Origin of the sequence: Papillibacter cinnamivorans DSM 12816, assembly GCF_900176335.1 — a bacterium.
Lineage (GTDB): Bacteria > Bacillota > Clostridia > Oscillospirales > Oscillospiraceae > Papillibacter > Papillibacter cinnamivorans.
The window spans coordinates 76,510-85,997 of record NZ_FWXW01000008.1 but is presented as its reverse complement, the minus strand read 5'-3'; the positions used below and the strand labels follow the sequence as shown (position 1 = coordinate 85,997).

Annotated in this window: 9 protein-coding genes, 2 tRNA genes and 2 rRNA genes; 12 read left to right on the top strand and 1 reads right to left on the bottom strand. The window is 53.9% G+C overall.

The window, feature by feature from the left end:
* Positions 1–569 precede the first annotated feature (569 nt).
* The 4 genes from B9A13_RS11775 (at position 570) to rrf (ending at position 4,328) form a co-directional block, all read left to right on the top strand.
* Positions 570–3,554 (top strand): 23S ribosomal RNA (locus B9A13_RS11775).
* Between the two features lie 321 nt (positions 3,555–3,875).
* Positions 3,876–3,951, top strand: a tRNA-Lys gene (locus tag B9A13_RS11770).
* 52 nt (positions 3,952–4,003) lie between these two features.
* A tRNA-Glu gene (locus B9A13_RS11765) sits at positions 4,004–4,078 on the top strand.
* 134 nt (positions 4,079–4,212) lie between these two features.
* Positions 4,213–4,328, top strand: a 5S ribosomal RNA gene (gene rrf, locus B9A13_RS11760).
* A gap of 43 nt (positions 4,329–4,371) precedes the next feature.
* Here the strand turns inward: rrf and B9A13_RS11755 are convergent.
* On the bottom strand, positions 4,372–4,866 hold the full coding sequence (locus tag B9A13_RS11755) for a hypothetical protein (RefSeq protein ID WP_084235355.1): 495 nt from the start codon (positions 4,864–4,866) through the stop codon (positions 4,372–4,374).
* Positions 4,867–5,126: 260 nt separating this feature from the next.
* Between B9A13_RS11755 and B9A13_RS11750 the strand changes: the two genes are divergently transcribed.
* From B9A13_RS11750 to B9A13_RS11715, 8 genes are all read left to right on the top strand, one after another.
* Positions 5,127–5,540, top strand: a complete 414-nt coding sequence (locus B9A13_RS11750) for a DUF2089 domain-containing protein (RefSeq protein ID WP_084235354.1) — start codon at positions 5,127–5,129, stop codon at positions 5,538–5,540.
* On the top strand, positions 5,533–5,952 hold the full coding sequence (locus tag B9A13_RS11745) for an SHOCT-like domain-containing protein (RefSeq protein ID WP_084235353.1): 420 nt from the start codon (positions 5,533–5,535) through the stop codon (positions 5,950–5,952). The genes B9A13_RS11750 and B9A13_RS11745 overlap by 8 nt, the downstream gene beginning before the upstream one ends.
* A gap of 68 nt (positions 5,953–6,020) precedes the next feature.
* A complete protein-coding gene (gene sfsA / locus B9A13_RS11740) occupies positions 6,021–6,755 on the top strand; it encodes a DNA/RNA nuclease SfsA (protein WP_084235352.1) in 735 nt (244 codons plus the stop codon).
* Positions 6,749–7,072 (top strand): hypothetical protein, encoded by a 324-nt coding sequence (locus B9A13_RS11735; protein ID WP_084235351.1) that lies wholly within the window; start codon positions 6,749–6,751, stop codon positions 7,070–7,072. Before sfsA ends, B9A13_RS11735 begins: the two co-directional genes overlap by 7 nt.
* Before the next feature lie 124 nt (positions 7,073–7,196).
* Entirely contained in the window at positions 7,197–7,550 is a 354-nt protein-coding gene (locus B9A13_RS11730) for a phage holin family protein (protein ID WP_159448129.1), read from the top strand.
* Between the two features lie 89 nt (positions 7,551–7,639).
* Complete coding sequence (locus tag B9A13_RS11725; RefSeq protein WP_084235349.1) at positions 7,640–8,110, top strand: flavodoxin family protein; 471 nt, start codon at positions 7,640–7,642, stop codon at positions 8,108–8,110.
* A gap of 16 nt (positions 8,111–8,126) precedes the next feature.
* Complete coding sequence (locus B9A13_RS11720; protein WP_242942853.1) at positions 8,127–8,528, top strand: FMN-binding protein; 402 nt, start codon at positions 8,127–8,129, stop codon at positions 8,526–8,528.
* 49 nt (positions 8,529–8,577) lie between these two features.
* Positions 8,578–9,456 (top strand): GNAT family N-acetyltransferase, encoded by an 879-nt coding sequence (locus B9A13_RS11715; protein ID WP_084235347.1) that lies wholly within the window; start codon positions 8,578–8,580, stop codon positions 9,454–9,456.
* Positions 9,457–9,488 lie beyond the last annotated feature (32 nt).

Here is a 9,488-nt window from a genome sequence, read left to right as displayed (position 1 = left end):
ACGGTGGGCGGAGTAATCGGAAGCGCTTACACCGAAGGTATAAGGACGCGGTACGTCGGAGCATGGTTCGAGTCCATTTGAGCCCACCATTTTTTTCTCCGGGAAAATGGGGCGCAAGGGAAAAGGGAGCGCGAAACCCCGAAGGAATCGAATAGGGAACAGTTGGAAGCCGAATCTCAGTATTTGAGACGCTCAAGTATTGAGATTTGGTTTCTGAAAAGAAACCAGGGCGTTACCGGCTTGGTAAGGCGGAAGCGGAGACAAAGCAAAACGCAGACCGTCAGCAGGTAACCGCGACGGAACGGAATCGCCGTTCGCTGCACCTTGAAAACTGAACAATGGATTTTAAGTATTAAAGCAAGGCAACAGAGAGGCGAGCAATCAAACGATTGCTCAAAATGGGTAAATACTAATTGTGGAACTAAAAGAATGGCGAAAGCTGTTCTGGTAAAGGGTAACAATTACAATGTAGCCAAACTCTAAAGAGCCTGCATAATTCGAAAGACCGATAGAACTGAGCAATCAGGGCTGTCAGGCAAGGCGCATCCAAAGTGCGCCCTGCCGCAAGAGGTCAAGCAAGTAAGAGCGCAAGGGGAATGCCTTGGCATCAGGAGCCGACGAAGGACGTGACAAGCTGCGATAAGCTGCGGGGAGCTGCACATAAGCCTCGATCCGCAGATTTCCGAATGGGGAAACCCGCCGTGGTTAATACTGCGGCAGCGTACGGTGAATTCATAGCCGTACGCAGGGAACCGCCTGAACTGAAACATCTAAGTAGGGCGAGGAAGAGAAATCAACAGAGATTCCGCTAGTAGTGGCGAGCGAACGCGGAATAGGCCAAACCGGAGGTAGCAATATCTCCGGGGTTGTGGACGCGCATAAGGTACAATAGGTTAGCCGAACGGCATGGGAAGGCCGGCCATAGCGGGTGAGAGCCCCGTAGGCGAAAACCGATTTGTACTGGCGCGGATCCAGAGTACCGCGGGACACGAGGAATCCCGTGGGAAGCCGGGGGGACCACCCTCCAAGCCTAAATACTACCTGATGACCGATAGAGGAGCAGTACCGTGAGGGAAAGGTGAAAAGGACCCCGGGAGGGGAGTGAAATAGAACCTGAAACCTTGTGCTTACAAGCACTCAAAGCACGTTAATGTGTGATGAGGTACTTTTTGTAGAACGGTCCGGCGAGTTATTGTCACCAGCAAGCTTAAGGTACTTGAGTACCGGAGGCGCAGGGAAACCGAGTGTGAATAGCGCGTATGAAGTTGGTGGCAATAGACCCGAAACCGGGTGACCTATCCATGAGCAGGTTGAAGTTGAGGTAAAACTCAATGGAGGACCGAACGCACGTTCGTTGCAATGACCGGCGATGACTTGTGGATAGCGGAGAAATTCCAATCGAACCCGGAGATAGCTGGTTCTCCCCGAAATAGCTTTAGGGCTAGCGTTGTGACAGATTAACGGAGGTAAAGCACTGAATGGGCTAGGGGCCGATAAGGTTACTGAACCCTATCAAACTCTGAATGCCGTATAATTGATTCACAGCAGTCAGACAGCGTGAGATAAGTTTCGTTGTCAAAAGGGAAACAGCCCAGATCTACGTCTAAGGTCCCTAATATACGCTGAGTGGGAAACGATGTGGAGTTGCAAAAACAACCAGGATGTTGGCTTAGAAGCAGCCACTCATTAAAAGAGTGCGTAATAGCTCACTGGTCGAGTGACTCTGCGCGGAAAATACAACGGGGCTAAGCGTATAACCGAAGACTAGGCTGTGGGTACAGATTTGAAACCATAAAGAGCGCGGGGTTGTTTCGCGGCGGCGCCAAACAACCTTCCGATCCGCCTGGCAGAAGCAGGGCGTGAAACGCCTGGCTGGAAGCTGGGGCGTAAGAAAGCTTTTATGGATTGAAATCTGTACCCACGGGGTAGGGGAGCGTCGTGCACGGGGCGAAGCATGAGCGTAAGCACGTGTGGACTTTGCACGAGTGAGAATGCCGGAATAAGTAGCGAGAATTATGTGGGAATCATAATGGCCGAAAATCTAAGGTTTCTTGGGGAAGGTTCGTCCGCCCAAGGTAAGCCGGGAGCTAAGGCGAGGCCGAAAGGCGTAGTCGATGCACATACGGTTGAAATTCCGTAGCCGCCGACATTTAAACCAGAGGGACACTTGAAGATAGAAGAACCCGGGCGTTGGTTGACCCGGGCGTAAGGGACCGAAATTTTAGTAGGGAAGTCTTCGATGCTTTGAGGCGAGAAAAGCTCTGGTGTATACTAAGGCGCCCGTACCGCAAACCGACACAGGTAGATGAGGAGAGAATCCTAAGGCCAACGGGAGAAGGGTTGTCAAGGAACTCGGCAAAATCACCCCGTAACTTCGGGAGAAGGGGAGCCCCAGCAATGGGGCCGCAGTGAATAGGCCCAAGCGACTGTTTACCAAAAACACAGGTCTGTGCTAAATCGAAAGATGACGTATACGGGCTGACGCCTGCCCGGTGCCGGAAGGTTAAGAGGAGAGCTTAGGAGCAATCCGAAGGTTTGAATTGAAGCCCCGGTAAACGGCGGCCGTAACTATAACGGTCCTAAGGTAGCGAAATTCCTTGTCAGGTAAGTTCTGACCCGCACGAATGGCGTAACGACTTGGGCACTGTCTCGACAGCCCGCCCGGCGAAATTGTAGTACTGGTGAAGATGCCAGTTACCCGCAACTAGACGGAAAGACCCCATGGAGCTTCACTGCAGCTTGATACTGGAAGTCGGTAATTCATGTACAGGATAGGTGGGAGACTTGGAAGCAGAGGCGTCAGCTTTTGTGGAGTCACCCTTGGGATACCACCCTTGAATTGCTGATTTTCTAACCTGCGGCCATGAATCTGGTCGGGGGACACTGTCAGGCGGGCAGTTTGACTGGGGCGGTCGCCTCCAAAAGTGTAACGGAGGCGCTCAAAGGTTGGCTCAGCACGGACGGAAATCGTGCGCAGAGTGTAAACGCAAAAGCCAGCCTAACTGCGAGACCGACGGGTCGAGCAGTAACGAAAGTTGGAGTTAGTGATCCGGCGGTATGTGCGTGGAAATGCCGTCGCTCAACGGATAAAAGCTACCCTGGGGATAACAGGCTGATCTCCCCCAAGCGTCCACAGCGACGGGGAGGTTTGGCACCTCGATGTCGGCTCGTCGCATCCTGGGGCTGTATTCGGTCCCAAGGGTTTGGCTGTTCGCCAATTAAAGCGGCACGCGAGCTGGGTTCAGAACGTCGTGAGACAGTTCGGTCCCTATCTGTTGCGGGCGTTAGAGATTTGAGAGGGGCTGTCCTTAGTACGAGAGGACCGGGATGGACGTACCTCTGGTGCACCAGTTGTCCTGCCAAGGGCATAGCTGGGTAGCTATGTACGGACGAGATAAACGCTGAAGGCATCTAAGCGTGAAACTCTCCTTAAGATGAGATCTCTCACTCGAAAGAGGTAAGGCTCCAGGAAGACCACCTGGTTGATAGGCCGGAAGTGTAAGCGTGGCAACACGTTCAGCTGACCGGTACTAATAAGCCGAGGGCTTGACCTCAAAGGGATAAAGGAAGCGAAGCGAAAAACAGAGCGAAGGCTGCGGAGAAGTGATTCCGAGCCCTGGCCCCCTGTTGGATGCTCCGGTTTCTTAAGTCCCGAATTAGCAGGCTCTTTCGTAGCCCTGCCGAAATGCTTAGTCCATTGTTCGGTTTTGAAGGTACAGTACGTCGCTGGCACCCTTCCGGTTCCCAAAAGAAACGGTTCGCCTGGCGGAGCGGTTCGAAATGTGGCGCGAATCCCATAATGAATGCTTTGCAGAGAAAATATGCCAAAGACTTTATGAAAGCTTCTTTGCATACTTTCTTTTCAAAGAAAGTATGCGCCTTTAGCTCAGTTGGTAGAGCAGCTGACTCTTAATCAGCGGGCCCTGGGTTCGAGTCCCTGAAGGCGCACCAAATGACAAACAGCCCGGCTGTTTTGCATATTTGCCGGTTTAAGAAGCATTGCGGCCCGTTAGTCAAGCGGTCAAGACGCTGGCCTCTCACGCCGGAGACGGGAGTTCGATTCTCCCACGGGTCACCATTTTTTATTGTCGAAAAAACCTTGAAATACAGTGCAGATTGTGCTATACTGACACCTGCGAAAAGAACGGTAAAGAGAAGAAAAACCTGTGTGGATTTTTCTTTTGCTTACTTTTCTTTTCAGAAGAAAAGTAAGTTGGTGCTGATTGCGGCGAGGGTCCACCCGTTCCCATTCCGAACACGGAAGTTAAGCTCGCCCGCGCTCAAAATACTTGGCTGGAAACGGCCCGGGAAAATAGGTAGTGCCAACACAAAGACCGGACAGAGAAATCTGTCCGGTCTTTATTATTAGAATTACAGTTTTGCAGCAGACGCCCCTTGGTTTCTTAAAGGGGATAGATATGTAAGACCCATTCGTTTGAGCCATAAAGAAACTAGGTTCCTTCCGTCCGGTGTATTCCAGTTATTTTCCAGATCAGAGTGGCATTGAATCCCCAATCCGATGCGCTCGTGATGGCAGAAACGGCACTCCAATGGCTGGAGCCCGGTCCCATGGAGCCGGCAAAGCCCGTCGGATAAAAAAGTGCAGCCGGAATGGGAATGTTCTTTCAGCGCGAAAAAGCCTTCGCAGCCGCGGAAAGCCGGAGCGAGAACCCCCAGAGAAAAGTCCGGGGAGAACTCCAGCATCATGCGCCCGCCGTATCCCAGGACCATGGCGCGCCGAGCTTCCGAAACGGTCCACCAGCCGGGACGGAGGCAGTACTCCCGACAGATATCGCAGGAGCAGGAAGGGGACGGAGGGTATTTATCATACAGCGCGAAGGCCGGATCCCTCGGTCGCTTTTTCATCGGAAAATCACCCTTTATAAAAGTGAATCGCGGGGAATCGAAACACCTATGAGCATATAGTATCAGATGCGGGAATATTGATCAAGAAAAAACAGTAACGAAAGGGATAAACTAACAGTTGATGGGCGAAGCGGAAAGCGGCAGAAGCAAAGAACAATCCATGGAAAAAATTAAAATAATTAATAATAAAATTAAAAAAATCAATAAAAATATTGACAAAGTAAAATAATAATGATAAATTTTAAGCACGAGGTGATACCATGGATTACGCGATGCCTTCCAGATGCCCGGTATGTTCCGGAAACCTGGAAATCACGAAACTGACATGCCCCAAATGCCGCACGGAAATCGGCGGGAAATTTGCCCCGTGCAAATTCTGTGCCCTGGACGAGAAGATGAAGACCTTCCTGGATGCGTTTTTAAAGAGCAGGGGAAATATCCGGGAAGTGGAGAAAACCCTTTCCATCTCTTATCCCACTGTCCGGGGACTGCTGGAGGAACTTTTACGGCAGCTGTATCCGGAGGAAACGGCCCGCGAGGATGAAAAGGTCCCCTCAGAAAAAATATTCGATATGCTGGAGCGGAAGCAGATCACAGCCGACGAGGCGGCCGCCCTTTTATCGGGCAGGCGGATCGACTTTTCCGACGAGAAAGGAAGAGAAGAGCATGAATGAGCGCGAGAGAATTCTTACGATGGTTAGCGAAGGAAAACTCACGGTGGAAGAGGCGGAAAAGCTGCTGGACGCCCTGAAGGAACGGGGCGAAGACAAGGCGCAGCCCGTTGAGTTGAAAGACCGACGGGGAAGAAAACCCACCAAGCTGAGGGTTTTGGTGGATTCCAACGAAAATTCGAAAAAAGCGAAGGTCAATGTGGCCATCCCCCTGTCGTTGGTCAAGACCTTCGGCCCGGTAATTCTGAAAAATTTGCCCAGGGAGGCCAAAGAGGAACTGGATAAAAGCGGAGTAGACCTGGCCGCTATGATACGGGATATGGACGGGGCTATTCAGGAAGCCTCCGAAGAGGACCTTGTGAACATCGATTCCGAGGGAGAAGACGCGGCGAAAGTCAGAATTTATCTGGAGTAAAGACTTGGACGCTCCGCCGCAAGAAGCTTCCGGGGCTGCCGGATAAAAAAACCGGGAGGAAAAACGGCATGAGATATGACAGCATTCGTCCCGGAGTCTTTCTGGAACGGCCCAATCGGTTTATCGCGAGAGTATTGCTGGACGGACGGGAAGAAGTATGCCATGTGAAAAACACCGGAAGGTGCACAGAGCTTCTGCTGCCGGGCACGGAGGTTTGGCTGAGCCGTTCTGAAAAAAGAGAACGCAAAACACGGTACGACCTGGTGACGGTGCGGAAGGGAAACCGGCTCATCAATATCGATTCCCAGGCTCCCAACCGCCTGTTCCGGGAATGGATTTCCACGGAAAACTGGCTTGCCGGAATTTCTAAAATCCGGGCGGAGACGGTTTACGGCGCCTCACGCCTGGATTTCCGGGTGGAGACGGAAAGCCGGGTCCATCTTGTGGAGGTAAAGGGCGTGACCTTGGAGGAAGGCGGAACCGTCCGGTTTCCCGACGCGCCCACCCTCCGGGGCCTGCGTCATGTGCGGGAACTCACGAGAGCCGCCGGCGAGGGGTTCGGCGCGGCTGTCTTCTTCATCGTCCAGATGGACTGCGCCGATCGCTTCATGCCCAATTGGGAGACCCAGCCGGAATTCGGCTTTGCCCTGAGGGAGGCCCAGGCGGCAGGAGTGGAAATCCGGGCCCTTCAGTGCCGTGTGGAGCCCGGCGAAATTACCGTGGATCGGCCGGTTCCGGTTCTGCTGGACCGGCAGTCGGAGACGGAAGGAATTTCCGCAGGAAGGAAAGGTGCGATATGGTAAGACCCGCCATGTTCCTGATAGTATCCTTCAGCGTGAGGGGGAAAACCCCGTTCCGCATCACTTTGCCGTTTCCGATTTTCCTTGTTCTGATGCTTTCGGACGAGATCGCCGACCTGATGTCCGTCCTGGCGTTGTTTTCTTCTTCACAAGAGAGGAGAAAAACGGGAAACGAAAAGCCCAAGGTTTCCCTGAAAACGATCCGATCCGGAGCTGTCATCGCCCATGGGCTGCTGCTGGGCATTATGGCGGAAACGGGAGGCTGGAGCCTGGCGGAAGTGGAAACCGAGGATATGTATATTAAAATATCCGTGGTATAATGGCCGTAATCGGTTATGATACCGGGTCGGACGGTGCGATTTGGTTCCGCCCTTCCGGCGGAACCGGAATCTTGCCGGATACCGGGAAACGCTTCGCGTTTATGGTATTATAAGGAGAATGCATATGAGACTGTTTTCTAAATGGCTGATCTGCTGCGCGGCGCTGCTTCTGGCCTGGGTCCTGTTTCCGGGAGGGGTGTGGTTTGCATGGCCGGGCATGATTATTCTGGGGGCCGGAACCGTCCTGTGGCTCGTGAACCTGGTGATCCGCCCGGTGGCCCAGGTGGTGTCCATTCCCATTACGCTCCTGACCTTCGGGCTCTTCAGCATCGTGGTCAATGCCCTGATGGTGAGGCTCACCGATTGGATTGTGCCGGGGATGTATATCCGGAGCTTCTGGATCTGCGTTTTTATCGCCCTGATGATCTCCGTGGGAAACGCCCTGTTTGCCTATAAGGGTAGGGTAAAGCCTGTGTAAAACCCCGGGAAACGGTTGCCGGAAAGGGCACGGCGGGTATACAATAAAAGAAACACAACGTCTGGCGAAAAAATGGAGGGGGCGGAATCATGAAAATCGGGATCATCGTTTTTTCACGCACGGGGCATACCCTTTCCGTGGCGGAAAAGCTCCGGGACACTCTGGCGGCCGCCGGACATGAAGTTCGGCTGGAGCGGGTTACGGCAGAAGGCGGAGACCCCGGGAAAGGCGGAGCAGTCCGCTTGACGGGGACCCCCGCGGTGGAACCCTACGACGCGTGCGTTTTTGCAAGCCCTGTAGAGGGGTTCTCCCTGGCACAGCCTATGAAGCTGTACCTTAAGCAGATCGGTTCTCTTAAGGGGAAGAAAACGGGCTTTTTTGTTACCCGGCATCTGACGCCCAAATGGATGGGCGGCAGCCGCAGCATCGCCCAGATGGAAAACGCCTGTCGAGAAAAGGGCGCTGAGATCGGAAAATTTGGCATGATCACCTGGAAGGATGAAGAGCTCCGGGAAAGGCAGACGACAGAGACGGTGGCGCTCCTTTCCGGGATGTTTTAAGCGGAGGGCCGGAAGCGTGAAAAAAGGAATCAAAATCCTGCTCATCGTATGTATCGTTGCGGCGGCTCTGGCGATAACGGGGACGGTTGTCATGAGACGGATCCAGGGGAATCTGGACGCGCTGAAAACGACGGAAATTCCCCGGACGGACCTTCAGCGGATAGAGGACGGCACCTATACGGGACGGTATTCGGTGTTTCCGGTTTCGGCCACTGTAGAGGTGACCGTGGAAAACCATGTCATAACCGGCATCCGGCTGGTGGAGCACAAGAACGGAAAAGGACAGGCGGCGGAATCTATTCCGGGGGAGGTAGTACGTACCCAGTCCCTCCAGGTGGACGCCGTTTCGGGAGCTACTTACAGCAGCAAGGTGATCCTCCTGGCCATAGCCGACGCCCTGGACGGGGAAACGGCATAACGGCTGCGGTTGTATCCGAGGCTGAAAAACGGAAAGAGAGAAACGAAAAGTGGAAATAAAAAGCCGAAACCGCCCGGAGGACGCCCAGATTCTGCAGCTGCGGGAGCTGGAGAAGTCCTGCCGCCTCCGGGACGGGCAGACGACGCCGATTCCCCTGAATACATGGATGAATTTTAATCCCGGGATGAAAAGCTGCTTCCTGCTCTATGCGGGAGAGCGGCTTGTGTCGTTTCTGAATGTGTTTGCGCCCGAGGCCCGGGAGGCGGAGGTATATGCCGTGACTCATCCGGAATTTCGCCGCAGGGGGTATTTTGCCGCTCTCCTGCGGGAAGCGGAAGCGGAACTGAAGCGCTGCGGAGTTTCCCGGATCCTTCTGGTGTGTGAGAAAATGAGCCGGGACGGACAGGAGACGGCACGGCGCCTGGGAGGCCGTCTGCAGCATTCTGAGTACCGTCTGAAGTTCGAAGGCGCTCCGGAAACGGCACCGCCCGGGCGGCTGCGCCTGGAAGAGGCAGGACCTGGGGATCTGAAGGCGATTTCCGCCCTGGATGTGCGGATTTTCGGCAGCGACCCGGAGGTTTCCCTTTCCATGCTGGGGAAAACCCTGGAGGATCCGAAAAACAGGACCTTCTCCGTCTTTCTGGGAGAGAAGCGGATCGGCCTGTGCAACGCGGGCCTCCGGGAAGACGGGATCTCGATTTTCGGGCTGGGGATCGCGCCTGAGCACCAGGGGATGGGATACGGAAGGGATATGCTTCTGCTTCTGCTTGGAAAGCTCCGGGAGTATCCCGGCCGGGATATTACCCTGGAGGCCGACAGTGAAAATCAGGCTGCTCTCCGGCTGTACCGGAGCAGCGGTTTTACCGAGATCACCCGCTTTGATTACTATGAATATATCTCCCGGGGGAGCGGCAAGGACGGCATATAGGCCGCGAAGGCCGAAGCGATATGGGATTTCGC

Coding starts and splice junctions, on each gene's coding strand:
- B9A13_RS11730 (WP_159448129.1), top strand. CDS start 7,197: ATGAGACTGTTTTCTAAATGGCTGATCTGCTGCGCGGCGCTGCTTCTG.
- B9A13_RS11755 (WP_084235355.1), bottom strand. CDS start 4,866: ATGAAAAAGCGACCGAGGGATCCGGCCTTCGCGCTGTATGATAAATAC.
- B9A13_RS11735 (WP_084235351.1), top strand. CDS start 6,749: ATGGTAAGACCCGCCATGTTCCTGATAGTATCCTTCAGCGTGAGGGGG.
- B9A13_RS11745 (WP_084235353.1), top strand. CDS start 5,533: ATGAATGAGCGCGAGAGAATTCTTACGATGGTTAGCGAAGGAAAACTC.
- B9A13_RS11725 (WP_084235349.1), top strand. CDS start 7,640: ATGAAAATCGGGATCATCGTTTTTTCACGCACGGGGCATACCCTTTCC.
- sfsA (WP_084235352.1), top strand. CDS start 6,021: ATGAGATATGACAGCATTCGTCCCGGAGTCTTTCTGGAACGGCCCAAT.
- B9A13_RS11750 (WP_084235354.1), top strand. CDS start 5,127: ATGGATTACGCGATGCCTTCCAGATGCCCGGTATGTTCCGGAAACCTG.